The organism is Janthinobacterium sp. Bl 1 (assembly GCF_058215535.1).
The window spans coordinates 4,151,432-4,177,848 of the sequence record NZ_CM177086.1 but is presented as its reverse complement, the minus strand read 5'-3'; the positions used below and the strand labels follow the sequence as shown (position 1 = coordinate 4,177,848).

Here is a 26,417-nt window from a genome sequence, read left to right as displayed (position 1 = left end):
ACATGCAATTGGCTTGATATGCTGCGATGCGGCATCATGCACCTGTCTCCTCTACTTCCTCACAGGAATTAGATTCAGCCCGCTCCCGCAGCGGGCTTTTTTTTGCCCGTTTTTATGGCATAAAGCTGCGCACGCTTGCTTGTCATCATCGCCATCGTGTTGCTTTTGTGCATGCTAAACTGGGCCATCCCCAGACCAAGGTTCCTCGATGCTTCAATTATTTCGCCACACGCTGGAGTCCACGCCCATCCTTGCCCTGTTCCTCGTCATCGGCGCCGGTTATGCGCTGGGGCGTATCAGCGTGTTCGGCTTTTCGCTGGGCGTGGGCGGCGTGCTGTTCGCGGGGCTGGCGCTGGGCGCCTTTGCTCCCGGCTCCGTGCCGCCGCCGATGGTCGGCTCAATCGGCTTGCTGCTGTTCCTGTATGGCATCGGCGTGCAGTACGGCGTGCAGTTTTTCGCCGGTCTGCGCGGCGCGGGACAGAAACACAATCTGATCGCCTTTGCCGCCGTCATGGGTGGCCTGGCCGTATCGATCTGGGGCGGGCAGTGGATCGATATCTCGCTGCGCATGGCCAGCGGCGTGTTTGCCGGCGCAATGACCAGCACGGCCGCCCTGCAGGCGGCGCTGGAAGCGTCGCACGGCAATGGCGACGCGGCCGTCGGCTATGCCGTCGCGTATCCGTTCGGCGTCGTTGGTCCCATGCTGGGCCTGTACCTGGCCGGGCGCATCTTGAAACCCGTGCTGACGCCGCCACCGGCGCCCATCGTCGTCTCCGAAATTACCATCGATGCAGCCAAACTGGCGGGCGCGGCCCTGTCCGAATTGGCCGATGGCCCGCTGGCTGGCGTGCAAGTGATCGGTGTGCGCCAGGGCCACCAGAACCGCTTGCCTGATCCGGGCCTCGTGCTTGGCGTGGGCGACGCGCTGATGGTGTCGGGCACGGTGGCGGGCGTGGAAGCGGCGCGCACGGCGCTGGGCCACCTGGACCCCGGCCGCCTGATGAAGGACCGCAGCGATTTCGACGGCACGGAAGTGTTCGTATCGGACGCGGAAATCGTCGGCGTGCCCTTGGGCGAGCTGAATCTGGCGAAGGACTTTCCCCTGCAGATCGCCTTCATCCGCCGCGGCGACGCCATGATTTTGCCCCATCCCTTCCTGACCCTGGAATTTGGCGATCGCGTGATGGCCATCGCGCCGGCCAGACATGCGGCCGACGTGCGCAAACTGTTCGGCAACTCCATCACGGCCACGGCTGAGTTCAGCTATGTGTCGCTGGGCATGGGCATGGTCTTGGGCGTGCTGCTGGGCCTGGTGCCGATCCCCTTGCCGTGGATAGGCTCGTTCAGCCTGGGCCTGGCCGGCGGGCCGCTGGTGATGGCGCTGATCCTGGGGCGCCTGGGCCGAGTCGGCAAGATCAGCTGGCGCTTGCCACTGTCGGCCAACCTGGTCATGCGCAACTATGGCTTGACGATTTTCCTCGCCTCCGTCGGCATGGCGTCCGGCTTGCCCTTCGTGCAGCAGGTGGGCGCCGATGGCTTGCCCATGCTGGCGCTCGGTGCCGTGACGGTGCTGGTGGTGGTAGCGCTCGTCGTCATCCTGGGCAAGGTCTTCCTGCGTCTGCCGTTTCCCGAACTGCTGGGCATCGCGGCCGGCGCCACGGGCAACCCGGCCGTGCTGGTGTTCGCCAACCGCCTGGCCAAGTCGGACCGGCCGAACCTCGGCTATGCGATGATTTTCCCCAGCATGACCATCGTCAAGATCGTTGCCGTGCAGGTGTTGCTGCACTTGTATGGCTGATGGCGGCCACCATCAATCCCTTGCAGCGCCAGGCTGCTTGTCGGCTCCAGCAACGCTGATGCCAAACGACAGCAGCAAGGCGGCAGCGGCGAATCCTGCGGCAAGCCACAGGTTGGCGGAGAGGCCCAGCCTGTCCACGGCTTGGCCACCGGTCCACGCCCCGAGCGCAATGCCGATATTGAAGACACCCACATACAGCGCGGCGACGATTTCCACGGCGCCGGGCGCCGCCTTCATCATCAAGGTCATCAGGCCGACCGATACGCCGCCGTAGGCCAGTCCCCAGGCCAGCAACACCATGCCGCCGCCGATGCCGGAGTCGCCGACAGCCAGGAACAGCAGTGGCGTGAGCAGCAGGCCGCCCGAGATGGCGATGATGATAGTCGCCGTGCGCCGCGCTGCGCCGACACCGGCCAGGAAGTTTCCAATGATGCCCGCGAAGCCATAGGCAAACAGCAGCGCGCCCAGCCATTGCGTATCGAAGCCCGACACGGACAGCAGTAGCGGGCGCACGAAGGTAAAGGCCATGAAATGGCTGGTCACCAGCAGCAGGGTCAGAAGCAGCCCTGCTTGCAACCGCCTGTTGCGCAGCTGTCGGCCGAATTGTCGCAAGGTCGTCGAGCCGGCGGCGGGCAGGGCGGGAATGACGGCCAGGTGCAGCGCCAGTACCAGGCTGCTGAACAGCGCCATGACGCCGAAGGCCCAGCGCCATCCTGCAAGGTCGCCGATGTGTGCGCCAAGCGGCACGCCCAGCACAGAAGCGGCCGCCACGCCACCGAAGATGACCGACGTTGCCAGGCCAACCGAACGGGCAGGAACCAGCCGGGAAGCGAGGCCGCCGGCGATGGCCCAGATGCCGCCTATGCAGAAACCGACGAGTACACGCGCCGCCAGCATCCACGCCATGTTCTGCGCCAGGGCCGAGGCAATGTTCGCGATCACCAGGAGTGTCAGCAAACCACAGAGAATGTTGCGCCTGTCCACGCTTCCCGATGCGAGCACGACCAGCGGCGCGAACAAGGCCGCCAGCAATGCGGGCAGCGAGATCATCAGGCCGGCCGTTCCCGGGGAGGTGCCCAGGGTGTCGGCAATCGGCGTCAACAGGCCGACCGGCAGCATTTCCGTCGTCACGACCGAAAAGGTGGCCATGCCGACAGCGGTGACCGCCAGCCACGGGTGGCGGGCAGAAGTTTCTGCGGCAGCGCAGGAAGACGTACTCATGGTGCATATCCTTATGTGATCAGGCGATAAACGGGTGTGTCCCGCTTGCAACGGAAACACGCCGCAGCGATAATACATACATCGCGTATGAATAAAGTATATATACATACGGAGTGAATGCAAACAATCATACGTTACGTATGTAAGGAGAAAGCAATGGTTCGCCGCACCCGTGTGGAAATGGAAGAAACCCGCGCCTCGCTGCTGGCCACCGCCCGCAAAGTGTTCAGCGAGCGCGGTTATGCCGACACGTCCATGGACGACCTCACCGCGCAGGCAGGGCTGACGCGTGGGGCGCTGTATCATCACTTCGGCGACAAGAAAGGCTTGCTGCTGGCGGTGGTGGAGCAGATCGATGCGGAAATGGATGGCCGCCTGCAAACCATCTCCGACAGCGCCGGGGACCTGTGGGAGGGCTTTCGCCATCGCTGCCGTGCCTATCTGGAGATGGCCCTGGAGCCGGAAATTCAGCGCATCGTCTTGCGCGATGCCAGGGCGGTCCTGGGCGGCGCTTCACCGGACTCGCAGCGCCATTGCCTCGAGTCGATGCAAGCGCTTATCCAGCAGCTGATTCACCAAGGCATCGTGGCCGACGCTTGTCCGCAGGCACTGGCTTCGCTGATCTACGGCAGCCTGGCGGAAGCGGCATTCTGGATCGCCGACGGCGACGAAGGCAATGCGCGCCTGGTAAAAGCAGTGGCGGCATTGGAATTGCTGCTACGGGGGCTGCTGCTTCAACGGTAATGGCGAAAAGTGCTAATCTCGCCAGTAGCGGACATGCCTGCAGAAGTCGATGACGATATTGAGCAGGGTGGGGGAATAGCGTCGAAGCTTATATTGATACGGAGGAAAACTATGCAAGTCACGCGTATCGTTGCAAATTTCCCGGCGTCGGATCCGGGCCTGGCGCGGACGTTTTACGAGGACGTGCTGGGCCTGAGCCTGTTGATGGACCATGGCTGGATCATGACGTATGGTTCGCAAGCCGAGATGAGCGTTCAAGTGAGCTTTGCGACGGAAGGCGGCTCGAACACTGCCGTGCCTGACCTTTCCATTGAAGTCGATGACGTGGATACCGCCTTCGAACGCATGTCCGGAGCAGGGTTTCCTATTGAATATGGCCCTGCCGATGAACCTTGGGGTGTCCGGCGTTTTTTCGTGCGCGACCCTTTCGGCAAGCTCATCAATATCCTGTCGCACACATAGACGCGGCGCCACGGCAGCCAGCCGATTCCACCCGCTTGCCTTGCCGCGCCAGCCATTGTAAAACCGCTGGTGCTGCTCCCAATCTGTTGTACAATCCTTGAGAACGGTCGTGCTTTTTTGTGCGCTGAGCTTCCTTGCGTGCAGTTATCACGGCAACCGACAAGAACAAGGAGACAGACATGGACCTGCATTACACGGCCGAGGAGATGGCCTTCCGCGACACGGTGCGCGCCTTCCTCGACACCCATTTGCCGGCGGATTTGCAGCGCAAGGTGCGCCAGCATTTGCGCCTGAACCGCGACGACTACGTGCGCTGGCACAAGATTGTCGCGCAGCAGGGCTGGGCCGCGCCGGCCTGGCCCGTCGAATATGGTGGCACGGGCTGGACGTCCGTGCAGCGCCATATCTGGGAAGACGAATGCGCGCGCGCCGCCACGCCGCCGATCCTGCCATTCGGCGTCAACATGGTGGCGCCCGTTATCATGGCCTTCGCCAGCGCCGAACAAAAAGCATACTACTTGCCGCGCATTTTGAATTGCGACGATTGGTGGTGCCAGGGTTACTCAGAGCCAGGCGCCGGGTCCGACCTGGCCTCGCTGAAAACCACGGCCGAGCGCAACGGCGACCATTACATCGTCAATGGCCAGAAAACCTGGACGACCCTGGGCCAGCACGCGGACATGATCTTTTGCCTGGTACGCACGGACAGCACGGTGCGCAAGCAGGAAGGCATCAGTTTCTTGCTGATCGACATGAAAACGCCGGGCATCACCGTGCGCCCCATCATCATGCTCGATGAAGAACATGAAGTGAACGAAGTCTTCTTCGACAATGTGCGCGTGCCCGTCAGCAATCTGGTTGGCCAGGAAAACAAGGGCTGGACGTACGCCAAGTATTTGCTGGGCCACGAGCGCACGGGCATCGCCGCCGTCGGCCGCTCGAAGCGCGAGCTGACGTTCCTCAAGCAGTTGGCCATGCAGCAGACCAAGCGCGGCGCGCCGCTGCTGCACGATCCCGCGTTTGCCGCCAAGGTCGCTACTCTGGAGATCGAATTGATGGCGCTGGAAATGACGGTCTTGCGCGTCATCAGCGAAGAAGGCAAGGGACCAGGGCCGCAGGCGTCGATGCTGAAGGTGCGGGGATCTGAACTGCAGCAGCAGCTGACGGAACTGATGGTCGAAGCCATCGGCCCGCAAGCCTTGCCGTTCGACCCTGATTTCCTCGACGGCGGCGCGCAACACAGTGCTGGCGGCGACGACCTGGCCGCCCCGCTGGCCGCGTACTACTTCAATTACCGCAAGACATCGATCTATGGCGGCTCAAATGAAATCCAGAAAAACATCATCACGCAGATGATCCTGGGCCTGTAAGCCAGAAGGAGACGACATGGACTTCCAATTTAATCAGGAACAGCAGCAATTCGCCGATGCGCTCAGGCGCTGGGTGGACAAGGATTACCCGTTTGAAACGCGCAAGCAGATCGTCCACTCGGCCACGGGTACGTCTGACGAGGCCTGGGCCACCCTGGCCGAGCTTGGCATGACGGCCTTGCCGCTGCCGGCCAGCGCGGGCGGCTTCGACGGCACGGCCGTCGACATGCTGCTGGTGATGCAGGAACTGGGCCGTGGCCTGGTGGTCGAGCCCTACCTGGCTACCGTGCTGGGCGCGCGCTTCTTGAGCCTGGCCGGAGGCCACGATGCTGTGCTGGAACAGGTCGCCAGCGGCAGCCTGAAGCTCGCTTGTGCGCTGGGCGAGCGGCAGTCGCGCCACGATATGCACGATATCGCCACCACGGCCACCGCCAGCGGCGACGGTTTCGTGCTCGACGGCGAGAAAACCGTCGTCATCCATGGCGCCCAGGCGGGTGCGCTGATCGTCTCGGCGCGCAGCAGCGGCGGCCAGAGCGATACGGATGGCATTTCGCTGTTCCTCGTGCCTGTTGACGCGCCCGGCGTTTCCGTGCGCGACTACCGCACCATTGACGGCCAGCGCGCCGCCACGGTCACCCTCGTGCAAGTGGTGCTGGGGCAAGACGCCCTGATCGGCCAAACGGGGCAGGGCTGGCCCGTGCTCGACGCGGCAGTGGATTACGGTGCCGCCTTGCTGTGTGCGGAAGCCGTGGGCGCCATGGACGCCATCTTTGCCGCCACCCTCGAGTACCTGAAGACGCGCCAGCAGTTCGGCGCGCCCATCGGCAAGTTCCAGGCCTTGCAGCACCGCATGGCCGACATGTTCATCCACCTGGAGCAGGCCCGTTCGATGGCCATGCTGGCCGCCGCCAAGGCCGACAGCGACGATGCGGTTGAACGCCGCCGTACGGTGTCCGCCGCCAAGGCGCGGGTGGGACTGGCCGCCACTTTTGTCGGCCAGCAAGCCGTGCAATTGCATGGCGGCATGGGCGTCACGGACGAATTGCCCGCCGCCCACCATTTCAAGCGTCTCTCCATGATCGCCCTGACCCTGGGCGACGTGGACCATCACATCGAGCGCTTTATCGCCCAGCCGGGCTTCTTGCCGACGGAGACCGCATGACCGCATCGCCTGCCATCACCCCGAAACACTGGTATTTCGAAGACTTTACGCAAGGCCTGGAAATCGACCTGGGCCAGCGCCATGTGACGGAAAAGGAAATCATCGCCTTCGCCACGGATTTCGACCCGCAGCCATTCCACGTCGACCATGACGCCGCCGAAAAGACGATCTTCAAGGGCGTCATCGCCAGTGGCTGGCATACGTGCGGCATGATGATGCGTCTGGTGGTCGACAACCTGCTCAAGCATTCGTCCAGCATGGGTTCGCCCGGCCTGGACAGCATCCGCTGGCTCAAGCCCGTGCGCGCGGGCGACACCTTGCAGCTGACCTACCAGGTCAAGGAAGTGCGCCCGTCCACGTCGAAACCGGATCGCGGCATCGTCATTTCCGTGTGGAGCGTGCGCAACCAGCATGGCGAAGTGGTGACCACCGTCGAAGGCATGGGCATGTTCGGCCGCCGTCCTGCCGGAGAGCAGCATGCGTGATATCGCCGGCATCGCCGGTTTTCAAGCGCTGGCGGGGCAGCACGTGGCCGTTTCCGACTGGCTGACCATCACCCAGCAGCGCATCGACACCTTTGCCGACGCCACGGATGACCACCAGTGGATCCACGTCGATACGGAGCGCTGCGCGCGCGAGTCGCCGTACGGCTGCACGGTGGCGCACGGCTTCCTGACCTTGTCGCTGCTGCCGGCCATGTTGCAGGGCGCCTTGCACATGGCCGGCATCCGCATGGCCATCAACTACGGTTTAAACAAGGTGCGCTTTCCCGCGCCCGTGCCCGTCGGCAGCCGTTTGCGCGCGCGGCTCGACATCCTTTCCGTCGACGACTTGCCGGAAGGCGCGCAAGTGAACTGGGCCGTCACCATGGAGCGCGAAGGCGACACGAAACCCGTGTGCGTGGCGGAGTTTTTGATGCGCTGCTATCCCTGAGCGGCAAGCCTGGCTCGCCGCGTAGGTCTGAGTAGGTTGGCGTAGGTCGGCGTAGGTCGGCTTAGCCCGCAGGGCGTAAGCCGACGCAGGCAAGCAGGCACGCAGTAGGCGCGCGCCTCCTGTTCACTCCCCCTCCGACGCGCAATACCTGTCGCGCCCCGTCTGCTTGGCGCGGTACAGCAGGGCGTCGGCGGCGCGGATCAGGGCGCTCGGGTCCATGCCTTCCGTGGGCATGACGCTGGCCATGCCCAGGCTGACGGTGACGTGCGGGCCGACGCTCGATCTGGCGTGGGGAATATGCAGCGCGCGCACTTCGTCGAGGATGCGCTGGGCAACGACTTCGGCGCCGTCGCGCGTTTCCTGCGGTAGCAGGATGATGAATTCTTCGCCGCCGTAGCGCGCCAGCAGGTCGGGCGGGCGCACGGCGCAGCGGCGCAGGGCGGCGCTCACCTGCTGCAGGCACAGGTCGCCCGCCTGGTGGCCATACGTGTCGTTGTAATCCTTGAAATGGTCGATATCGGCCATGATGAGGGCCATCGGCATGCCGTCGCGTGCGCAGCGCCGCCATTCGCTGTCCATCGTGTCGTTGAAGCTGCGCCGGTTGGCCACGCCCGTCAGCGAGTCCGTCAGCGACAGTTCGCGCATGGCGTCGGCCTGCCGCTTGATGGTCAGCTGGCTGCGCACGCGGGCCCGCACGACGGCCGCGTTGAACGGTTTCGTGATGAAATCGACGGCGCCCGCTTCCAGCGCCCGCGTTTCGTCTTCGGGCTGGTTCAGGGCAGTGACGAAGATGACGGGAATGGCGCTGAGGATGGCCGATTCGCGCAGCGCATTGCAGACGGCATAGCCATCCATGCCGGGCATGACGGCGTCGAGCAGGATCAGGTCCGGCAGTTGATTGTGCGCGATTTCCAGCGCCTTCTCGCCGCTCAGGGCGAACAGCACGTCGTGTTCCTCGCGCAGCAGCTGGTGCAGGATCTGGATGTTTTCCATGGCGTCATCGACGATGAGGATGCGCCCGTTCATGGCAAGGTTGGTCCAGCTCACTTGTTTTCCTCTCGTTTCAGCTGATCGAGCACGAGTTTTTCCGCTTCGGAAAAATTCAGCGTTTCAATCGCGTTGGCCAGCGCCAGGGCCGCTTCCCGGTCCGACTGTTGCAGGGCGGGGTGCAGGACGTGGAACTGGGCCAGCGCCTTCAGGTTATTGTTGCGGATCAGCACGAGCAGCTCGGCCAGGCCGGCGCGCAGGTCGACCGGTGCGCTGCCGGGCGCGGCCTGGGCCGGCTGCCCGCGCCGCAGGGGCGAGGGCAGGGTGCGCGCCGCATCGATGACTTCGGCCATCGCCCGTTTCAGCTGTTCCAGCAGGGCGGCCGTAGCGTGTGATTGCCCTGTTTTCAGCGCTTTTTCCGTTTCGGCGGCCAGGCTGGCGACATGGGTCGCGCCCAGGTTGGCCGCCACGCCGCACACGCGGTGCAGCAGCTGCGCCGCCTGCGGCGTCTGGCCATCGGCCAGCAGGCGCCGGGCTTCCTCGACGGCGTCGCCCTGCGAATTTTCAAAGCGCTTGAGCAGCGCCAGGAAGGCGCCGTAATCGCCGCCGAAGCGGTGCAGGGCGGCAGCCAGGTCGATGCCGGGTATCGAGGCCGGCATTTCCAGCACCTCCGTGGCGCCGCTGCCTGGCTGCGCGGCGCTGCTGCCGCCACTGTGGGGCGCCGGCACCAGGCGGGTCAGGGTCTCGATCATGTCGTCGACGTCGATGGGCTTGGCCACGTGCGCATTCATGCCGCTGGAAATCGCGCGCAGGCGGTCTTCGTCCATGGCATTGGCCGTCATGGCGACGATGGGCAAGTCCGGCAAGCCCAGCGCGCGGATGGCCAGGGTGGCGTCGTAGCCATTCATGACGGGCATCTGCAAATCCATCAGCACCACGTCCCACGCTTGCGGGCTGTGCGCCAGCATGTCGACGGCCAGCCTGCCGTTGGTGGCCACGGCCACGCGCGCGCCCGAATGCAGGAGGATGTACTGCGCCACTTCCTGGTTGATTTCATTGTCCTCCACCAGCAAAACGCGCATGCCTTCCAGCAAGCCCGACAGGGGCGTGGACACGGGCAGCATGGATGGCGCGCTGCGGCCATGGCGTCCATCCCGCACGGCGGTGACGGCCGCCAGCAGGCGCGCCGGGGTGGCCGGTTTCGAGACGATGCCGGCCAGCATCAGGCTGTCGGCCAGGCGTTCGAGGTTTTCGCTGTCCTGGTCGGCCACCAGCATGATCACGGGCGGCAGCACCAGGTGTTCCTCGGTGCGCGCCTCGGTGAGCATGGAAATGCCATCCATGCCCGGCATGGCCGCGTCCAGCAGCACGAGATCGGCCGCCGGTTCGCCGCTGGCCTGGGCACGCAGCAGGGCCAGGCCGGCCGCGCCGCTGTCGGCGCTGCGGCTGCGCCAGCCCTGCGCCGCGCACCAGTCTTCCAGCATGGCGCGCACGCTGGCGTTGTCGTCGATGATCAGCAGCGACAGCACCCTGGACGCGCCCTTGCCGTGCGGCTCGGGCGGTGGCGCCACCTTGTCGAAGCGGCAGCTGAAGCGGAAGTCGGACCCCTGGCCCAGCGTGCTTTTCACGCTGAGCTGGCCGCCCATCAATTCCACCATGCGCCGGCAGATGGCCAGCCCCAGTCCCGTGCCGCCGTATTTGCGGCTGGTGCCGCTGTCGCCCTGGGAAAACGCGTCGAAGATGTGTTCCTGCTCGGCCGCGCCGATGCCGATGCCCGTGTCGCGCACGGAAAACTCGAGGGTGGCGCTGGCCGCATCCTCGGCCACCATGGTGATGGCCAGCACCACTTCGCCATGTGAGGTGAACTTGACTGCGTTGCCCATGAGGTTGATCAGGATCTGTTCCACGCGCAGGGCGTCGCCGATCAGTTCGTCCGGCACGCCCGGATCGAGCACGAACACGGGCTCCACGCCGCGCGCCCAGGCGCTGCTGGCCAGCAGCACGCCGACGCTGCCCAGCATGCGTTCGAGCTGGAAGCGGCGCTGTTCCAGCACCATTTGTCCCGCCTCGATCTTGGAAAAATCGAGCACGTCGTTGACGATATGGAGCAGCGACTGCGTGGCCATCTGGATCTTGCCCACATAGCTGCGCTCGCGCCGTTCCAGCGGCGACTCTTCCAGCAGGCGCGCCAGGCCGATGATGGCGTTCATCGGCGTGCGGATTTCATGGCTCATGTTGGCGACGAATTCGCTCTTCGCCGTGCTGGCCGCCTCGGCCTTGTCGCGCGCGCGCACCATTTGCTCGTTCAGTTCGTGCAGGCGCAATTCCGTGCGCTTGAGTTCGGACACGTCCGAGGCCAGCACGAAGAAGCCGCGCACGCCGCCGCCGTCGTCGAGGTCGGGAATGTAATTGGTCCACGTGTGGCACACCTGGCCCGTGGGGTCGAGCAGGTCGCGCTCGAAGCTTTGCGGCCGGCCCGCCAGCACGCCCTCGACGTGGGGCGCGTACACGTCGAACAGTTCCTGCCCCAGCAATTCGCTCATGTGGATGCCGGCCAGCTCGGCGCTGCTGCGGCCAAACCATTCATTGTAGAAATTATTGGCGAAGCGGCAACGCAGATCGGCGCCCCAGTACGACACCATGCCGGGCAGGTTGTCGGTGACGGTGCGGATGAAGCGCTCGCTCTGTTCCAGGCGCAAGGTGGTGGCGTGCAGCACCTCGGTGGCGCGCTTGCGTTCCGTGATGTCGATCGACACTCCCAGCACATGGCTGGCGCGCCCCGCATCGTCGCGCAACACCACCTTGCGCGTGGTGAAGTGGCGCGTCGTGCCGTCTGCCGTGTTGATCGCCTCCTGTTCGATTTCCACCATCTGCCCCGTGGCCAGCAGCTTGCGGTCGGCGCTGACGAAGGCGGACGCCTGCTGCGGCGGGAAGAAATCGTGGTCGGTCTTGCCCAGCAATTGCTCGCGCGAGCGTCCCAGGGTCAGTTCCGCGTGGCGGTTGATCATTTCAAAGCTCAGCTTGTCGGCGCGCTTGACGAAGACCATGGCCGGGATGTTTTCGATGATGGTGCCGAACAGGTGTTTCGAGCGGCGGAACTCCGCTTCGCTGCGTTTGCGCTCGCTAATGTCCAGCCACAGGCCCGATACGCCCAGCAATTTCTGTTCGGGGCCGAAGATCGGGTGATACGAGACGATCCAGTGGCTGAGCTGTTCGCGCTGCCGCCCGCCATGGCCTTGCAATTCGAGGTCGACGATGGGCGTTCCTGTGTCAATCACCTGGCGCACGCAGCGCTCCACCTCCATGCGCACGGCGTCGTCGAACTGCATGGCGCCCACGGGCTGGCCCAGATGCTGCGCCACGCTGGCGCCGCTGATGGCGGCCAGGTAGTGGTTGATCATGACGATGCGCAAGTCCAGGCCCACGAACAGCATGCCGATGGGCGCCGTCGCGTACACGGTTTCCAGCAGGCGCGTGGATTTTTCCAGGGCCAGCGTGCGTTCGGCCACCAGGCTTTCGAGCTGCGTACGGTGGCGCCGCAAATCGCGCTCCAGCGCGCCCAGGGCACCTGCCATGTCGGCCGATTCGCGGTCCGCGTGGCGGTGCGAGAGCAGCGGTTTGCCCTGCGCCAGCGCGTGGATCTGCTGCGTCAGTTCCTGCAAGGTGCGGGCCAGGCGGCCGCCCACGCGCCAGGCCAGGGCAAAGCCGGTGCCCAGCAGCAGGGCCAGGATGAGGGAACCGGTGACCACCGAGCCCAGCAGGGCTTCGGCCACCGTGCTGGTGCGCATGGTGACGGCCACCGTCCAGGCGTCGTCCGGCGCGCGGCGAAAGCCCGTATATACGTCGAGCCCTTCCAGGGTGGTATGGCGCAGCACGCCTTCGCGCGCCTGGCGTATCTGCTCGAGCAGGGGCGCCGCGGTGCGCCGGCCCACATAGCGCTGCGGCGCCAGGGTGCGCGCCACGTTGATGCCGTCGGCATTGACGATGGCCGCGCCCAGGTAGGCGGGCAGGTGCAGCTCGCGCAGCAGCAGGGGCAGGTAGTCGGACGGGTACAGCGCCGTCAGCACATAGGCGGGGCCCTTGTCACGCGGCAAAGGTTGGTTCAGGGCCAGCCGCGGCACCTCGTCCGGCGCGATGAGCAAACTGGTCAGCCGTGCCTTGCCGTGCTCGCGCGTGCGCTCCATGCTGGCGGCCCATTTTTGCGGCAAGGGGGGCGGCGCCTGGCCGGCGGGCAGGGCTGTATTGACCAGCTGGCGTCCCTTCGCGTCGGAGATGATGAAGGCGCTGACGGCCAGGCCCGGCTGCAGCAGGCTGCCGGCCAGGGCGCGCAGGGCGCCAATGTCGTCGTTTTGCAGGGCGGGCGAGGCGGCCAGGATGTGCGCGGCCAGCTGGGCGCCGCTCAAGTCGCGTTCGACGGCGGCCGTGACGGCGCGCGCCGCCTGCGCCGTTTCGCTGACGACATGGTCGCGTTCGCGCGTGTAGCTTTGCGCCACGAGCAGGAGAAACACGAGGGCCGTCGGAATGACCCAGGCAAGCACCAGCCATGAAATTCTTGAGCGTATCGAAGGCAAATCTTGCACCCGGAAAGCTCCCAGAATGGATGAGTCGACAGGCAGGCTCACGCTGGCGCTGGCTGACCTTGAATGAAAAGATGCTAGACGAAATTGATTGTTCTGACAAGCCTAGTTTCTGGAATGGAAAAAAGGTTGCGCAAGGCATACAGAAGAGGGTGACGCCCATCCCGCCATGGCGGCGGGATGGCAAGGCAGCTTACGGGACCACGGTCAATACGTCGACATCGATTTCCGGGCTTTCCATGAAATCTTTTTCCACTTCGCCACGGATTTCCACGCGGGTTTTGGCGTCGATCTTGCGGTTCATGAAGACCTTGTCGTCGATGTCCACGCGGATTTCCGCCGTGCCGTCTGAGAAGGTATATTTCTCGTTGCCCACTTTGCGCAGCAGGTTGCCGCGCAGCACGACGGCCTGGTCGTCGACGGGATTTTTCAGAATGGCGGCCACATTGGCGGGCGCGGCCGGGCCGGTCGTCGGTCCCACATATTGGGCTTGCGCGCTGCCGGCCAGCGCGGCGCAGGCGGCCAGGGAGACGATGAGTGTGCGGTGCAGTGACATGGTATTCCTTCGATAGTGACTGGTGGCTCAGAAAAATACGGCGGTGCGGGGAATGATAGCACCGGCATTGCCATAGGGCATGTTCGCCCGGACGCTGCCCGTGCTGGCCACGCCATCGTCGAGTTTGCTGTCGATCTGCTCGGCATAGCTTTCGGGCAGGTTGTCGAAACGGATGCCGTTGCCGGCCCGGCCGCCCACTTCGTCGTTGTACAGGTAGACGGCGCCGCCCTGGGCGCTGGTCATGAATTGCGAGGTGCCGTTGAACGAGCCGGTGATGAAGCCGCCCAGCGCCAGGTGCTGCGGCGCCAAGGTGAATTCGCGCGGCTGGCCGTCGCCGATCTGGCCATCGCCATTGCCGTTGCCGGCCGAATTGGGCACGTGCACGGTGCCCTGGATATCGTCGCCGGGCAGGGCGCGGAACTTGTCCTGGTAGGCGTTGACGGCGGCCGTCAGCGCATTCGACTGCTGGATGATGTTTTTCACCTTGGCGCTGTCGATCAAGCCTTGTCCCTTGAGCACGCCACCGAGCAGCAAGCCGATGATGACCAGGACGATGGCGATTTCTACGAGCGTAAAGCCGTGCTGGCGGCGTGGGAGCATGGGATTTCCTTGGAAAAAAGTGCTGGTGCTGGGTATGGCAGCTTCAGGATCGCAGTTTACTGCAAATGGCGCCGCGCGCGCAGGGCGTTTTTTTCTTTTTGGCCAGTTCCTCGAGCTTGCGCGCGAGGAAAGCGAGCTCGTGCGGGTCGCTGATCTGGCCGCTGGCGATCAGGCCGCCGATCACCAGGCGGGCGCTGTCGAGCTGGTCCATGTCTTCCAGGATGAACGCTTCCATTTCGCGCACCCACGGCGGCACGTGCGGCCCCGTCGCCAGCTGGCGCAGAGTGCGCGCATAGCCGAGCGCCAGCGGCAGGTCGTGCAGCTGGTGCTTCGCCACCAGCACCGCCTGCGCCATGGCGGGCCAGCGCTGTTGCGGGTCGGCCGCGAAGCTGGCGGCGACAAAGGCCAGCATGCGCCGTGCCCGCTGCGGGTCGGCCACGCCCGCGTAGACTTCGCTGGCGGCTACCAGCGCGTAGCGGCTGCGCGGATCGAGCGTTTGCGCCGTCTCCAGCCAGCCGGCCAGGCGGTCATAGTCGAGCGCGCGCCACGGCAGGCTGACGCCGGGCTGGTCCTCGAACGACTGCAGGTACAGCAGCATGGCCTTCGACATGGCCAGCGGTTCGCCCAGGCTGGCCAGGCGCGCCACGCTTGCCGGCGGCGCGGCGGGCAGGGGCCGTGCCTGTGCCGGTGCGTACTGCTGCGCCAGGCGCCAGCCCAGCTGCAGCAGCAGGCAGGCCGCCAGCAGCCAGCACAGGGGGCGCGGCACGCTGCTCCAGGGACGCTGGGCGGCGGCCATCAGATGTTCCTGCGGTAAAAATCGCACAGCGCGCAACTGGCCAGCAAGCCGACATAGATGGCCGTTTGCGCCGCCACGCCGGCCAGGGCTTGCCAGTCGCCGGTTGCGTACAGCAGCCACTCCGTGCGCGTAAAGGCGTCGAGGCGGGGCAGCAGCAGGGCCAGCACGTCGATGGCGCCGGCCGTGGCCCGCTGCGGCCATGACTCGCCCGCTTGCGGGCCGTGCGCCAGCAGTTGCAGGCTGCCCAGCATGCGCGCCAGCACATAGAAGCCGCCCGTGGCGGCCAGCGCAGGCAAGGCCTGATGCAGGCTGGCCGCGCACAGCAGGCTGAAGGCGGCGACGATCCACAGTTCGCCCAGCAGGGACAGCGCCCACAGCGCGCTTTGCGCGGGCGCGGCGAACAGCGCCATCAACAGGCCGAACAGCATGGCGGGCACGGCCGCCAGCACTGCGTAGCCCAGCAGTTTTCCCAGCAGGTAGGCTGCGCGCGGCATGGGCAGAGCCAGCAGCAACTCGAGGCCCCGGTCGGCCGCTTCGCGCGCCATGCTGGTGATGATGAACGTTGCCAGCAGGAAGACACTGGCCAGGCGCGAGGCGGCCGCCAGCAGGGACGTTTGCACGGCGCCGCTTTCCGTCAGCGCCAGTTGCTGCAGGAAGCCGGCCAGGCCGGCGCAAGCGCAGGCCACCAGCACGAACAGCCACGGCAGGCGGCTGCGCAGCGCTTCGAGCAGCGTGTAGCGGGCGATGGTGAACGAGGGCAAGAGCATGCGCATCAGCGGGGCAGCCTTTGCGCCGCCACCATGCGGTTGAACAGGATGTTGGGCGACAGCCAGACGATGATATCGTCGAACTCGCCGCCCGGCTGCTGCGGGCCGCTGGCGGCGCGGCTGATGAAGGTGGTGGCGTTCGATGCATTGTTGCGCTCGTCGACATTGTTACCGAAAGGCACAGCCTGGCGCTGGCCCTGCACGCCCGTGGCGCCGAAGCCGTTTTTCCCATGCGACATGATCATGGCGGGGATGTCCCGCAAGGCCGTCGCCTGCAGCAGCGCGCCGCCATTGCGCGTGACGATGCTGATGTCGCGCGGCGTGCCCAGGTTGAACTGCTGCTCGCTGTCGCTGAAGGCCGGCGTGACGCTGTAGCGGAACAGATTGTTCCAGCTGTCGCCCTGGCGCAGCCCCAGGGTGGCCCAAGGCAGGAAACCGGCGCGTTTTTCGCCCGTGCAGCGCGCGCCGCGCCGGTCTTCCAGGCCGCTCATTGCGGAAATGGCGGGACACGGCAGGTAGCCGTAGCGCAGCGCGTAGCCCGTCAGCGCTTCCTTCGCTTCATTGAGCGCCTGCTGCGTCTCGGCCACCTTGCGCTGTTCCAGTTGCACCGTCAACGGCGTGACCAGGCCGCCTATCATCAGGCCGACGATGACGAGCACGATGGCGATCTCGATCAGGGAAAAGCCGCCCTGGCGGCGCGGATGGCGGGCGCTCATGGCAGGTTGCGCGCGGCGCGCATGCGTTGGTACAGGGTAGGCAAGGTAATCCAGGTGAGCATGTCGTCAAAGGCGCCACCGGGCAGCGTGGCAAGTCCGGTGGCGGGGCGGGTGATGAAGCTGCGGCTGGCGCTGTCGTTGGCCGCTTCATCGATATTGCCGCGCGCCGTATTGATCTGCGGCACGCCGCTGGCGGCCGTGCCATAGTGATCCTTGCCTTGCGAGAACAGCACGACGGGCAGGCACTGGGCGCTGACGTCGCACTGCTCCTGTCCCGCCACGAAGGAGATGGCGCCGCGGCCGTCGCGCGTGACAACGACTCTGTTGGCGACGGCGGAAAACGAGACGATGGGCGCGCGCGCCATTTCCGGCGTGACGCTGTAGCGCAGCAGCTTGCCCCAGGCATCCACGCCATCCACGCCCAGCGCGACCCACGGCAAAAAGCCGCTGCACTCGGTATCGTTGGCGCAGTCGGTGGCCCGTTCGCGCCCGTCGAGGGCGGAGGCGGCCGGACGGGGCAGGCGGCCATTGGTCGCCGCAAAGCCCAGCAAGGCGTCGCGCGCCTGCGCCAGGGTGGCCAAGGTGCGCTGCTGGCGTTCGGCTTCGCCCGTGTTGCGCCCGAAGGCGCTGATCAGCAGGCTGGCCGTGCCCAGGCCCAGCACGGCCACCAGCAGCAACAGGGCGGCGCCGCGCTGGCGACGAAGTTGGTGATGCGCTTGGCACGGCGTCATGGCGGCGCCTCGGTGACCGTGCCGCTGGCCGGATCGTAGCGCTGGCCGGGTTTGAGCAGCAGCACCTGGCCGTTCGACAGGCGCAAGGTCAGGGTGCCGGGCTGGCCGCGCGCGAGGTGGTTGTGCGGTTCGTTCTGTGCTTCCTGGTTCAGCCAGACGGTGGTGCGGCCGCTGCTGCGCTGTACCACGCCATTCAATTCCACGGGCGGGGCGGGCGGCGGTGGCTGTGGCGGGGACGGTGGCGCCGCCAGGGCCGGATCGGGCGCCGGCGGGCCGTAGCGCTGCGCGTCGAGCTGGGCGCGCTGCTCGGGCGACAGGAACAACCGCCCCAGCTGCGGTGGCTGCGCCTGCGCCGCGAGCGCGGCGCCAGCCAGCAGCACGCTGAGGACGAGGGGACGCTTCATGGCCGCCCCGGCACGGGCGTGCTGCCCAGGGTCAGCCACAGCAGCTCGCATTCGGCGCCCAGGGCGGGCGCCGCCCCGCTTGCGTTGCCTGTGCCTGGACCCGCGCCGGCCGTGGCATGCCGCTTGAGCGTGCAATCCTGCACGGCGAAATAGCCGGCCTGGCGCAAATCGTCCAGCAGGTTCAGCAAATCCATCTCGTGCAGCAAATCCATCTGCAGGCGCATGCGGCTGCCGCGCAGCTGATATTGTCCCATCACCATGGGCAATGGCACTTGCAGCCCTTGCTGCGGGCTGATGTCATAGCTGATCGGCAGCAGTTTGCGCTGTTCCTGGCTGCGGCGGATGGCGTCGATCCAGGCGAGGCGGTTTTCCTCGCCGATCAGGCCGCGCTGGCGCAAGGCGAGGAATCGCGGTTCGTAGGCGCGGATTTCCTGCTTTTCCGCTTCCACGTGGTTGAACAGCATGGCGGCGGCCGAACGCGTGCGCTGGGCCAGGTCCAGCTGCTGCGCCTCGCGCTCGCGGTAGGCGATGCTCAGGCTCAGCAGCACCAGGCCGGCCAGCATGGTCAGCGTAAAGCACAGCAGGGCGCGGCGTATCAGGTGCAGTTCGCCCAGCCAGGCGGGCAGGGCGCGCGCGGGCGTGCCGGTCCGTTGCATGCCGGGCAGGGGCGGCTGTTTGACGGGGCCGCTCATGGCTGCCACGCAAGCAAGAGGGTGAAGCGGGCCTGGCTGGCTGGCGCCGGCACGGCGCTCTTGCCGGACAGGGCCGCGCTGGGGCGCAGGTCCAGCGGCGTTTCCTCGATCGTCACCTGCAAGCCCGGCTGGTGCGCCAGGGTTTGCGCGAAGGCCGTGATGGCGGCCAGGGCCGCGCGGTAATCGTTGTTCGGCATGGCCACGTCCGCTTCCAGGCGCAGCGCCTGCGGCGGCGCGACGGGAATGCCGGCCATGGCGCTGCCGGTCGGCCCGCCCGTACTTTGCTGCTGTTGCTGCTGTTGCGGCGGCTGATTGCCGGCCACGCGTGCGGGCGCCTGGCCCGCATGCCAGTGCAGCTGGCCGAGCGCCACCTGCGGCGCCTGGTCCAGTGCGGCGCTCAGCATGCCCAGCAGCCGGCCCGGCTCCGGCGCCTGGCTGGCGATCATGTGACCGAGGGTCACGGCCACTTTCATGTTCTGCGTCTTGGCCGGCGCCGGCGGCTGGGTCGACATGACGCTGCGGTAGCGCTCCTGGTAGGTCGCCGTTTCCTGCGTCAGGCGTTCGATGGCGGCCCCGTCGGCTATGCCGCCAAGCAAGTTAATCGCGCACCACAGGGCTGCCGACGCGCCGATCAGCGTGCTGGCGCCATACAGCGTCTTGCGCGCGCGCTGGAAGTGGTAATAGCGGGCCAGCGCGCCGGGTGGATAGTGGCTGGGCGGCGGATGCTTGCCCAGCAAGGTCAGCAGCAATTCATCGGCCAGCGCCGGCGTCCGGCGCAAGCCCACCCGTTCGCCGGCCAGCTGCAGGTCGATGAAGTGATACGCCACTTCGACGCCGTTATCGCACAGCAGTTCGAGCTTGGCGATCTGCGCGGCCGGCGCCAGGATGACGGTATTCAAGACGTCGCCGCGCGCCAGCATGCGCGTGCTGGTGAGAAATTGCCGCGTCTTTTCCGTTTCCAGCGCAATATTCACGGCCACGCCGTCGAGCGCGATGGTGGCCGTCTGGCGCGAAAAGCGCAGCTGGCCCTTTTCATAGTAACTTTGCCGCAAGCCGCCCGACTGCTGCGTCACCAGCAGCAAGTGTTCATGCGCGATCGACAGCTTTTTTACCAGCGCAATACTGAGCAGGCTGGTCGAATAAATGCCGGCCACGGGCACGCGCAAGTGCTCGAGCGCCTCCGTCCACGGCTGCAGCAAGGATGGGTTGGTCAGGGCGAAGAACAGCACCTGGTCGTCATGGCGGCCCGTGCTTTCGCGGCCCAGCAGGGTGCTGCCCCGGTACGGCGTATCGCGGTGCAATTGCTGCTTGCGCCGCTCCAGCAGCGCTCGGCCCGCCTTGCCGCGCACGTGGGGCAGCAGCTGGCGCTGGAAATCTTCCTCGATCAAGTCCGTCAGCAGGTAGGCGGGCACGTCGAGGCGGTGCGCCTGCGGGTCTTCCAGCCACGCGGCGAAACCGTCCAGCCCGGCCGCGCTGGCGGGAAAGGCCTGGCCCGGGCCCAGCACGCCATGGTCCCAGTCGTAGGCGCACAGGGCGTCGCTGGTGATGTAGAGTAATTGTTTGCGGAACACGGCGGTCTCAGGTCTTGATCGTGCTGATGGTGTCGTAGATCGGCCCCAGCACCGACAACATGATCCAGCCCAGCAGCAGGCCCAGGATGACCGTCATGGTCGGCTCGATCATGGCTTGCACTTTTTCAATCAATTCCTTCACTTCGCGGTTGTAAAAGTAACTGACATTGCGCAAGGCCGTGTCCAGCGAGCCCGTGGCCTCGCCCACCTTCAGCATGCGGATCACGAGCGGCGGGAAGATGCCCGTGTGCTGGAAGGCGGCCGTCACGCCGTAGCCCTCGCTGATCAGCTGCGCGGCGCGGCGCAGGCCTGCCGCCACCACCTGGTTGCCGGCGATGCCTTCGGACAGGCGGATGCATTCGAGTATCGTGATGCCGGAAGCATACATCAGGGCGAAAAACGTGGCGAAGCGGGCCAGGATGATCTTGTGCAGCACGGGTCCGACCAGCCACAGCCGCAGCTTCAAGCCATCCCAGGCATAGCGGGCCGCCTCGCTGCGGCGGATGAGCGCGCGCAGCCCGAAGAACAGCAGCACGGGCAAGGCCAGCAGCACATACCAGTATGCGATGAAGACATTCGACACGGCAATCAGCACGCGCGTGTGCAGCGGCAGCTCGCCGCCCATGTTGCGAATAAACGCCGTCAGCTGGGGCACCAGATAGATCATCAGGAAAAACGTCACGGCCGCCACGACGATGGCGACGATGATCGGATACATGATGATCTTGCGCGTCTGCGAGGCCAGCTCGTCCTGCCATTTCAGACTTTCCGACAGGTTCTTGAAGACTTCGGCGATCTTGCCGCTCTGTTCACCCGCCAGTATCAGGCTCGTGAACGTGGCGTCGAAGATGTCGCCATGCTGGGCCAGCGCGCCCGACAGGGGCAGGCCGCCTTCGATGCTTTCGATCAGGTCCGTGACGACTTCGCGCAGGCGCGGGTGGTCCGTGCTTTCGCGCAAGTCGTTCAAACCGTCCAGGATGGGCACGCCCGCGCCCGTCAATTGTTCCATGTGGAAGCAGAAATTGATCAGGTCGCGGCGGTGGATGACCCGCTTGCCCAGCAGCACCAGATACTGGCCCGTGATCTTGCAGTCGATCAAGTCGAGCTGCATGCGGTGCAGGCGCGCTTCCAGGTCCGGCACGTTGGCCGCCTCCATGCTGCCGGGAATCAATGTGCCGGCTGCATCCATGGCGCGGTAGACATATTGCGCCATCAGGCCAGCCTTTCCGTCAGGTCGACCACGCGGCCCACTTCTTCCAGCGTGGTGACGCCTTCCATCACGCGGCGCATGCCGTCGTCGACGAGGCCCTTGAAGCCGGCCCCGCGCGCCGCGTTCTTCAATTCGCGCGAACTGGCGCGGCGCGCCGTCAATTCATCGAGTTCGGCCGTCATCTTGAGGATTTCCATGATGGCCAGGCGGCCCTTGTAGCCCTGGTGCGCACAACGCTCGCAACCGGCGGCGCGGCAGATGGACACGGGCGCATCGGTTGCCGCCAGGCCCAGCAGGCGTCGCTCGACGTCGTCGGCGAACGCGGTTTCCTTGCAATGCGGACACAAACGGCGCACGAGGCGCTGCGCCACGATGCCGATGATGTTGCCGGCCATGATGTCGGGCAGGATGCCGATATCGAGCAGGCGCGAGATGGAGCCGATGGACGAGTTCGTGTGCAAGGTGGAATACACCTGATGGCCCGTCATGGCGGCGGCAAAGGCCATTTCCGCCGTTTCGCGGTCGCGGATCTCGCCAACTAAAATGATGTCCGGGTCTTGCCGCATCATCGAGCGGATGCCGTCGGCAAAGCCCAGCTTGACGGATTCGTTGACGGAGGTCTGGCGTATCATGTTCATCGGATACTCGACCGGGTCCTCCAAGGTCATGATGTTGACGCTTTCCGTATTGATGTGATTGATGATCGAATACAGGGTCGTGGTCTTGCCGCTGCCCGTCGGGCCCGTCACGAGGATCACGCCGTCGGGCCGCGCGATCATCAGTTTCAGCAAGTTCAGTTCCGCCTCGGCCAGGCCCAGGGCGTCCAGCGGCACGATGCCTTTCTGGCGGTCCAGCACGCGCAGCACGAAGTTTTCGCCGTGCGTGGTGGGCTGCGCCGAGGCGCGGAAGTCGATTTGCCGCCCGGAAAACTTGATGCTGATGCGCCCATCCTGCGGCGCGCGCGCCTCGGCGATATTCATGTTCGACATCACCTTCAGGCGCACGGCCATGGCCGGCCAGTACGATTTGTGCAGGCTGCGGATTTGCCGCAGGATGCCGTCGATGCGGTAGCGGATGCGCAGGAACGACTGTTCCGGCTCGAAATGGATGTCCGAGGCGCCGTTCTGCACGGCATCGGCCAGCAGCGCATCGATCAGGCGCACCATGGGCTGGCTGTACTCGTCCGACGGCGAGGCCATGCTCTGGTAGCTGACTTCGCCCGTTTCGATTTCGTGCAGGATGCCGTCGATCGACAGTTCAAAGCCATAGTACTGGTCGATGGCGCGTGAAATATCGGACTCGTTGACGAGCACGGTGGAAATCGTGATGCCCTTGACCAGCATGGCGCTGATCTGGTCGAGTGCGACGATGTTGCTGGTGTCGGCCATGGCCAGGATCAAATTGTCCGCCTGCCGCTCATACACGATGGGGAAGACGCGGTAGCGCTTGGCCACGTCCTTCGGGATCAGTTTCAGGGCGATGGCGTCGACCACCAGGCTCGACAGGTCCGCGCTGACCTGTTTCAGGTTTTCGCTGAGCGCTTCGCGCACGGTCGCTTCCGTAACGAAACCCAGGGTGATCAGCAGCTTGCCCAGCGGTTCGCTGCTGCGCCGCTGCTCGATCAGGGCGATGCGCAGCTGGTCTTCGCTGATCACGCCTTTCTGGATCAGCAATTTGCCCAGCGGAAGTTTTGCCTGTTCTGCCATGTAATGCTTATTCCTGACGGGGTGTGRTGGGGGCGGTGGCCGCCAGTTCGCGCAAGCGCGTTTGCACGACGGCCTGGTCGAACGCGGCCGGCGTGGTTTGCGCCAGGGTCAAGGCGTGCTGGTAATAGGTGGCGGCCAGTTTCGGCTGGTTCAGGCGGTCCAGGCCCACGGCCAGGTTGAATGCGTAATCGGGATTGCCGGGCGCGGCGCTGTAGGCGCGGAAAAATTGCTGCTGCGCTTCGTTCCAGCGGCGCTGCTTGGCGTACACATTGCCCAGTGCAAACAGCACGGGGCCGCTGTCGGGGGTACGCGCCAGGATGGCCTTCAGTTTTGCCTCGCTCTGCACGACGTCGCCCTGGCGCAGGCCGATCAGGCCGGCCAGCGCTACGCCATCATCGGGATTGATTTCCAGCAAACGTACGTACAGCGACGCCGCTTGCGCGCCCTGGTTCTCGCGCTGGGCCACGGCCGCCAGGCCCAGCAGGGCATCGCGGTTGTTGGCATCCTGCTGCAGCACGCTTTCATATTGCTGGCGCGCCGCGCCCAGCTGGCCCTCGTTGAAGGCCTGGTAGGCTTGCTGCACGCCGGGGTTGATCTGCGGCGCCGTATCGTTGCGTACTACCTGGATCTGGCTGTTGTCGGGCGCGGCCACCGGTGGCAGGCTGGGCGGCGCAGGCGGCTGCAGTTGCGCCAGCTGGGCGGCCACGGCCGCTTGCGCGGCGGCCTGTATCATCGCCTGCTGTTCCGCCGCGCCGGCGGGCTGGCGCTGTTCGCGCGGCATGTCTTGCGGCAACGGTGCGGGCGCCGTGGCATCCGGCAGGGCGCCGCCGGCCCCGGGCAACACCACGATGGGACCGGCAACGCCGGACGTGCCCGGGGCGTCCGTCAGCGGCATGGGCACGCCGGGCAGGTTGGCGCCCGCGCCGGGGCTGCTGCTGGCGCGCCAGTACCAGTAGGCCATGGAGCCTGCCACCAGCAGCAGGATCGCCAGCAGCACGGCCAGGCGCACGGTGGCCGGGTCGACGCTGATGGGACCGGTGGGACCTTTCGGCGGCGGATTGCTGCGGCTGGCGCGCGGCTTGGCGGGCGGCGGTTCCGGACGGGCGCGCGGTGGCTCGGGGGGCGGGCCCGCTTGCGGAGCGGGCTGGGCGCTGCTCGGCTCGGGCCGCGGCGCGGGAGCGTCCGTCAGCGGTTCCAGGCGCAAGGTGCTTGCCGGCTGCACGGGCGGTGGCGCAACCGGCGCGGGACGGGGCGGCAGGGCGTCGGCCGGCGCCAGTTCCAGCACCTGGTCGTAGGCTTCGGACGGCTTTTCCAGTTCCTCGTCGGAAAGGCTGTTCTGCTTGGCGCGCTCGGCTTTCTTGAGCGCCTGCATCAGCAAGCTCATGGGACGTCTCCCTGCAGGCGTGCCTGCGGCTGGACGGCGGGCGCCGGCGGGCCATCCGTGTACGGCTGGCTGTTGAGCGGCGCCTGGCCGGGCAGCAGATAACGGTAGTCGCGGTAATCGCCTTCGACGCTGGCATCCTTGACCACGACGGGGCGCATGAAGATCACCAATTCCGTCTTGCTGCTTGCCTCGTTACGATAGGTAAACAAATTGCCGACCAGGGGCAGACTGGACAGGCCGGGCACGCCATCCTTGGCATTGTCGACGGAGTCCTGCATCAGGCCGCCCATCACGGCGATCTGGCCATTGCCCACTTTCATGATCGATTCCAGTTCGCGCGCCTGGATCACGGGCACGCGGCTGATCACGGTTAGCGCGGCCAGGGCCGGATTCGGGTCTTGCACGTAGCCGACGATGCGCGTAATGGTGGGGCGCACATTCAAGGTCACTTCATCGCTCTCGGAAATCTGCGGCGTGACGCTCATGACGAAGCCGACGGGCACGGTTTCGAGTTTCGACTCGTACGTTGCCGGCGTGGTGATGGTGCCCGTGGAGCTGATCACGGCGGGCGTCACCTTGATGGTAAAGAAGACATTGTTGTCGACCACCTTCAGCATGGCCGTCTGATTGTTGAGCACGCTGATCTTCGGACTGGACAGCACTTTCACCTTGCCGAACGATTCGAGCAGCTGGATGGTCGTGCTGAAACTGTCCTTCAGGTAATTGAGCACGAAGATGCCAGGCGTGGCGCCGGGCGTGACGCCGCTGCTGAGCGCCTGGGTGCCCACTTGCCTCTGCGTCAGCTGCAGGCTGCCCGTCAGGCGCGACCAGTTGATGCCTTGCTGGTACTCATTGCTCAGCCGCACTTCGATGATGGTCGCTTCGATCAGCACCTGGCGCTTGGCGCTGTGCAATACCGCGTCGAGGAATTCGGCGATTTTTTCATGCTGGCGGCCCGTGGCCCGCACGGCGATCAAGCCGCCTTCCACGTTGACGACGACGGACGAGGGAGTGCCCTTGTTGGCCAGTTTCAGCAGCGGCATGCCGTTCGCGTCGAGCGGCTGGGACGGGGTCGCGTTGCTGTTGCCCTGCTGCTGGCCTGGCGCATACTGGCCGCCAGTCTGCATCGGCGCCTGGCTGCCATATTGATTGCCGGCCTGATTCTGCTGCTGGCCAGGCTGGCCTTGCTGTCCCTGCTGTCCTTGTTGCCCTTGCTGACCGGGCATGCTCGTCAATTGCTGGTTCAGCTGCGCCAGCGGGTCCACCTGCACGTCGTTGAGCGTGGTCTCGCGCAGCAGGTCGCGGATATTCTTTTCCAGGCTGTACCAGAAGTTATTTTCCGAACGATTGACGACCAGAGTGGTCGAGTTGTTATTGCCGTTGCCGCCGCTGCCTTGTGTGCCGCCGACGGGGTTGCTGGCGCTGTTCGATCCTCCGCCCGCCGTGGAAATTTGCGTGGCGATATTCACGCTGCTGTTGGTGCTGCGCGCCATGTTGACGTAATCGACCTTGTAATTGCGCCATACGGGCGCATCGGGCAGCACCGTCAGGTTCTTGCCATCGATTTCGTAGCGCATATCGACTTGCTTGCCGATACGCGTCAGCAATTGCGGCAGGGTCTGGTTCAGCGCATTCAGGGTGACGCTGCCTTCGATCTGCGGGTGGATGTCGACATTCATGCCCGCGTCGCGCGCCAGCGCAAACAGCAGCGACTGCACGGGCACCTTGTGCACGGTGACGCTGTAGGTTTCCACTTTGGGCGCAGGCAGGGGCGCGGCCAGCGCGCTGCTTTGCTGCACCGGTTCGGGAATGGCGCCGGCTGGGCGGGGCGGGGTATTGATGTGGGCAGGCGACAGCGGCGTTTGATGCGTGGCGCAGCCGGACAGCACGGTGCTGCAGGCGAGGGCGACCCAGGAGGCCAGCACAGGAATAGGGTGTTGATTCATGAAAAGTTCGCCCTTTGAGTCGTGTTGTGCTTTTGTAATTTTACCCAGCATGATCGCCTAAAAGCAATCGGGTGTGCGGGCCCC

At 65.5% G+C, this 26,417-nt stretch carries 23 protein-coding genes; 7 read left to right on the top strand and 16 right to left on the bottom strand.

The window, feature by feature from the left end; genetic code table 11:
* The first annotated feature begins 208 nt into the window (after positions 1 to 208).
* Positions 209 to 1,798, top strand: coding sequence for an aspartate:alanine exchanger family transporter (locus AC4BCN_RS18785; protein WP_070304919.1), 1,590 nt, complete (start codon positions 209 to 211; stop codon positions 1,796 to 1,798).
* A 12-nt stretch (positions 1,799 to 1,810) separates the two neighbouring features.
* On the opposite strand, the gene AC4BCN_RS18780 is transcribed toward AC4BCN_RS18785, so the two are convergent.
* Positions 1,811 to 3,019 carry an MFS transporter gene (locus AC4BCN_RS18780; RefSeq protein ID WP_490491482.1) on the bottom strand — a complete coding sequence of 403 codons (1,209 nt, stop codon included), beginning with the start codon at positions 3,017 to 3,019 and terminating at the stop codon, positions 1,811 to 1,813.
* Positions 3,020 to 3,175: 156 nt separating this feature from the next.
* Between AC4BCN_RS18780 and AC4BCN_RS18775 the strand changes: the two genes are divergently transcribed.
* From AC4BCN_RS18775 to AC4BCN_RS18750, 6 genes are all read left to right on the top strand, one after another.
* Entirely contained in the window at positions 3,176 to 3,763 is a 588-nt protein-coding gene (locus AC4BCN_RS18775) for a TetR/AcrR family transcriptional regulator (RefSeq protein ID WP_490491481.1), read from the top strand.
* Between the two features lie 111 nt (positions 3,764 to 3,874).
* Positions 3,875 to 4,225, top strand: coding sequence for a VOC family protein (locus AC4BCN_RS18770; protein WP_338679078.1), 351 nt, complete (start codon positions 3,875 to 3,877; stop codon positions 4,223 to 4,225).
* Between the two features lie 179 nt (positions 4,226 to 4,404).
* Positions 4,405 to 5,595, top strand: a complete 1,191-nt coding sequence (locus tag AC4BCN_RS18765; protein WP_490491480.1) for an acyl-CoA dehydrogenase family protein — start codon at positions 4,405 to 4,407, stop codon at positions 5,593 to 5,595.
* Between the two features lie 16 nt (positions 5,596 to 5,611).
* Complete coding sequence (locus tag AC4BCN_RS18760; RefSeq protein WP_490491479.1) at positions 5,612 to 6,757, top strand: acyl-CoA dehydrogenase family protein; 1,146 nt, start codon at positions 5,612 to 5,614, stop codon at positions 6,755 to 6,757.
* Complete coding sequence (locus AC4BCN_RS18755; RefSeq protein ID WP_072453268.1) at positions 6,754 to 7,242, top strand: MaoC family dehydratase; 489 nt, start codon at positions 6,754 to 6,756, stop codon at positions 7,240 to 7,242. The genes AC4BCN_RS18760 and AC4BCN_RS18755 overlap by 4 nt, the downstream gene beginning before the upstream one ends.
* Entirely contained in the window at positions 7,235 to 7,690 is a 456-nt protein-coding gene (locus AC4BCN_RS18750) for a MaoC family dehydratase (RefSeq protein ID WP_034755282.1), read from the top strand. Before AC4BCN_RS18755 ends, AC4BCN_RS18750 begins: the two co-directional genes overlap by 8 nt.
* Before the next feature lie 123 nt (positions 7,691 to 7,813).
* Here AC4BCN_RS18750 and AC4BCN_RS18745 read toward each other — a convergent pair whose 3' ends face one another.
* The 15 genes from AC4BCN_RS18745 to AC4BCN_RS18675 all read right to left on the bottom strand — a co-directional run bounded on the left by AC4BCN_RS18745 (position 7,814) and on the right by AC4BCN_RS18675 (position 26,333).
* Positions 7,814 to 8,737, bottom strand: coding sequence for a diguanylate cyclase domain-containing protein (locus tag AC4BCN_RS18745; protein WP_490491478.1), 924 nt, complete (start codon positions 8,735 to 8,737; stop codon positions 7,814 to 7,816).
* Positions 8,734 to 13,215 carry a PAS domain-containing protein gene (locus AC4BCN_RS18740; RefSeq protein WP_490491477.1) on the bottom strand — a complete coding sequence of 1,494 codons (4,482 nt, stop codon included), beginning with the start codon at positions 13,213 to 13,215 and terminating at the stop codon, positions 8,734 to 8,736. Before AC4BCN_RS18740 ends, AC4BCN_RS18745 begins: the two co-directional genes overlap by 4 nt.
* Before the next feature lie 232 nt (positions 13,216 to 13,447).
* Positions 13,448 to 13,810: a YgiW/YdeI family stress tolerance OB fold protein gene (locus tag AC4BCN_RS18735; RefSeq protein WP_128142801.1), complete on the bottom strand. Its 363-nt coding sequence runs from the start codon at positions 13,808 to 13,810 to the stop codon at positions 13,448 to 13,450.
* Between the two features lie 27 nt (positions 13,811 to 13,837).
* Positions 13,838 to 14,410: a prepilin-type N-terminal cleavage/methylation domain-containing protein gene (locus AC4BCN_RS18730; RefSeq protein ID WP_034755294.1), complete on the bottom strand. Its 573-nt coding sequence runs from the start codon at positions 14,408 to 14,410 to the stop codon at positions 13,838 to 13,840.
* A 43-nt stretch (positions 14,411 to 14,453) separates the two neighbouring features.
* On the bottom strand, positions 14,454 to 15,206 hold the full coding sequence (locus tag AC4BCN_RS18725) for a hypothetical protein (protein WP_490491476.1): 753 nt from the start codon (positions 15,204 to 15,206) through the stop codon (positions 14,454 to 14,456).
* Positions 15,206 to 15,979, bottom strand: coding sequence for an ABC transporter permease (locus AC4BCN_RS18720; RefSeq protein ID WP_490491475.1), 774 nt, complete (start codon positions 15,977 to 15,979; stop codon positions 15,206 to 15,208). The genes AC4BCN_RS18725 and AC4BCN_RS18720 overlap by 1 nt, the downstream gene beginning before the upstream one ends.
* Positions 15,979 to 16,689, bottom strand: coding sequence for a prepilin-type N-terminal cleavage/methylation domain-containing protein (locus AC4BCN_RS18715; RefSeq protein WP_490491474.1), 711 nt, complete (start codon positions 16,687 to 16,689; stop codon positions 15,979 to 15,981). The genes AC4BCN_RS18720 and AC4BCN_RS18715 overlap by 1 nt, the downstream gene beginning before the upstream one ends.
* Positions 16,686 to 17,420 carry a hypothetical protein gene (locus tag AC4BCN_RS18710; protein WP_490491473.1) on the bottom strand — a complete coding sequence of 245 codons (735 nt, stop codon included), beginning with the start codon at positions 17,418 to 17,420 and terminating at the stop codon, positions 16,686 to 16,688. The genes AC4BCN_RS18715 and AC4BCN_RS18710 overlap by 4 nt, the downstream gene beginning before the upstream one ends.
* Complete coding sequence (locus tag AC4BCN_RS18705) at positions 17,417 to 17,824, bottom strand: hypothetical protein (protein WP_490491472.1); 408 nt, start codon at positions 17,822 to 17,824, stop codon at positions 17,417 to 17,419. Before AC4BCN_RS18705 ends, AC4BCN_RS18710 begins: the two co-directional genes overlap by 4 nt.
* Positions 17,821 to 18,516 carry a hypothetical protein gene (locus tag AC4BCN_RS18700; RefSeq protein ID WP_490491471.1) on the bottom strand — a complete coding sequence of 232 codons (696 nt, stop codon included), beginning with the start codon at positions 18,514 to 18,516 and terminating at the stop codon, positions 17,821 to 17,823. The genes AC4BCN_RS18705 and AC4BCN_RS18700 overlap by 4 nt, the downstream gene beginning before the upstream one ends.
* Positions 18,513 to 20,087, bottom strand: coding sequence for a hypothetical protein (locus tag AC4BCN_RS18695; protein WP_490491470.1), 1,575 nt, complete (start codon positions 20,085 to 20,087; stop codon positions 18,513 to 18,515). Before AC4BCN_RS18695 ends, AC4BCN_RS18700 begins: the two co-directional genes overlap by 4 nt.
* A gap of 7 nt (positions 20,088 to 20,094) precedes the next feature.
* Positions 20,095 to 21,300: a type II secretion system F family protein gene (locus AC4BCN_RS18690; RefSeq protein WP_490491469.1), complete on the bottom strand. Its 1,206-nt coding sequence runs from the start codon at positions 21,298 to 21,300 to the stop codon at positions 20,095 to 20,097.
* Positions 21,300 to 23,003, bottom strand: a complete 1,704-nt coding sequence (locus AC4BCN_RS18685) for a GspE/PulE family protein (RefSeq protein ID WP_490491468.1) — start codon at positions 23,001 to 23,003, stop codon at positions 21,300 to 21,302. Before AC4BCN_RS18685 ends, AC4BCN_RS18690 begins: the two co-directional genes overlap by 1 nt.
* A 7-nt stretch (positions 23,004 to 23,010) precedes the next feature.
* Positions 23,011 to 24,387, bottom strand: a complete 1,377-nt coding sequence (locus tag AC4BCN_RS18680; protein ID WP_490491467.1) for a tetratricopeptide repeat protein — start codon at positions 24,385 to 24,387, stop codon at positions 23,011 to 23,013.
* Positions 24,384 to 26,333: a type II secretion system protein GspD gene (locus AC4BCN_RS18675; protein WP_490491466.1), complete on the bottom strand. Its 1,950-nt coding sequence runs from the start codon at positions 26,331 to 26,333 to the stop codon at positions 24,384 to 24,386. The genes AC4BCN_RS18680 and AC4BCN_RS18675 overlap by 4 nt, the downstream gene beginning before the upstream one ends.
* Between the last annotated feature and the right edge of the window lie 84 nt (positions 26,334 to 26,417).

Coding starts and splice junctions, on each gene's coding strand:
- AC4BCN_RS18785 (WP_070304919.1), top strand. CDS start 209: ATGCTTCAATTATTTCGCCACACGCTGGAGTCCACGCCCATCCTTGCC.
- AC4BCN_RS18780 (WP_490491482.1), bottom strand. CDS start 3,019: ATGAGTACGTCTTCCTGCGCTGCCGCAGAAACTTCTGCCCGCCACCCG.
- AC4BCN_RS18775 (WP_490491481.1), top strand. CDS start 3,176: ATGGTTCGCCGCACCCGTGTGGAAATGGAAGAAACCCGCGCCTCGCTG.
- AC4BCN_RS18770 (WP_338679078.1), top strand. CDS start 3,875: ATGCAAGTCACGCGTATCGTTGCAAATTTCCCGGCGTCGGATCCGGGC.
- AC4BCN_RS18765 (WP_490491480.1), top strand. CDS start 4,405: ATGGACCTGCATTACACGGCCGAGGAGATGGCCTTCCGCGACACGGTG.
- AC4BCN_RS18760 (WP_490491479.1), top strand. CDS start 5,612: ATGGACTTCCAATTTAATCAGGAACAGCAGCAATTCGCCGATGCGCTC.
- AC4BCN_RS18755 (WP_072453268.1), top strand. CDS start 6,754: ATGACCGCATCGCCTGCCATCACCCCGAAACACTGGTATTTCGAAGAC.
- AC4BCN_RS18750 (WP_034755282.1), top strand. CDS start 7,235: ATGCGTGATATCGCCGGCATCGCCGGTTTTCAAGCGCTGGCGGGGCAG.
- AC4BCN_RS18735 (WP_128142801.1), bottom strand. CDS start 13,810: ATGTCACTGCACCGCACACTCATCGTCTCCCTGGCCGCCTGCGCCGCG.
- AC4BCN_RS18730 (WP_034755294.1), bottom strand. CDS start 14,410: ATGCTCCCACGCCGCCAGCACGGCTTTACGCTCGTAGAAATCGCCATC.
- AC4BCN_RS18725 (WP_490491476.1), bottom strand. CDS start 15,206: ATGGCCGCCGCCCAGCGTCCCTGGAGCAGCGTGCCGCGCCCCCTGTGC.
- AC4BCN_RS18720 (WP_490491475.1), bottom strand. CDS start 15,979: ATGCGCATGCTCTTGCCCTCGTTCACCATCGCCCGCTACACGCTGCTC.
- AC4BCN_RS18715 (WP_490491474.1), bottom strand. CDS start 16,689: ATGAGCGCCCGCCATCCGCGCCGCCAGGGCGGCTTTTCCCTGATCGAG.
- AC4BCN_RS18710 (WP_490491473.1), bottom strand. CDS start 17,420: ATGACGCCGTGCCAAGCGCATCACCAACTTCGTCGCCAGCGCGGCGCC.
- AC4BCN_RS18705 (WP_490491472.1), bottom strand. CDS start 17,824: ATGAAGCGTCCCCTCGTCCTCAGCGTGCTGCTGGCTGGCGCCGCGCTC.
- AC4BCN_RS18700 (WP_490491471.1), bottom strand. CDS start 18,516: ATGAGCGGCCCCGTCAAACAGCCGCCCCTGCCCGGCATGCAACGGACC.
- AC4BCN_RS18690 (WP_490491469.1), bottom strand. CDS start 21,300: ATGGCGCAATATGTCTACCGCGCCATGGATGCAGCCGGCACATTGATT.
- AC4BCN_RS18685 (WP_490491468.1), bottom strand. CDS start 23,003: ATGGCAGAACAGGCAAAACTTCCGCTGGGCAAATTGCTGATCCAGAAA.
- AC4BCN_RS18675 (WP_490491466.1), bottom strand. CDS start 26,333: ATGAATCAACACCCTATTCCTGTGCTGGCCTCCTGGGTCGCCCTCGCC.